Source organism: Erwinia sp. MYb416 (genome assembly GCF_037479575.1).
GTDB lineage: Bacteria > Pseudomonadota > Gammaproteobacteria > Enterobacterales > Enterobacteriaceae > Erwinia > Erwinia rhapontici.
Genome location: NZ_JBBGYT010000285.1, coordinates 1 through 443 on the forward strand (window position 1 = coordinate 1; position 443 = coordinate 443).

The window sequence follows — 443 nt, forward strand, 5'->3', positions numbered from 1 at the left end:
ACTAGCAAGGTGCAGGCCTCCAACTACACCGTCAGCTATGACGGCACTAACTGGACGGCAACCCGTCTGTCAGATAACACCAAATCAACGGTGACCGTTGATGCAACGGCTAAGACACTGTCATTCGATGGCCTCTCAGTGGCGTATGATCAGCTGCCAGCGTCCAAAGACAGCTTTACCGTTCAGCCTGTCACTAATGTCGTCAGCGGGATGAGCGTGCTGGTCACGCAAGAATCCAAACTGGCTGCGGCCAGCTCGACCGGTGGTGCAAGTAACAATGAGAATGCGCAGAAGCTGTTGGATCTGCAAACTGCCAGTGTGATTAACGGCAAAAGCACCCTGACGCAGGCGTATGCCAGCCTGGTGGCCAATGTCGGTAATAAAACCAATACGCTGGAAACCACCAGTGCTACGCAGTCGGCAGTTGTGACGCAGCTCACTAA

Annotated in this window: 1 pseudogene; it reads left to right on the forward strand. The window is 54.0% G+C overall.

Features of this window, described 5'->3' with window-relative positions:
* Positions 1-443, forward strand: a pseudogene (flgK, locus tag WH277_RS02555) (flagellar hook-associated protein FlgK); the annotation flags it as partial.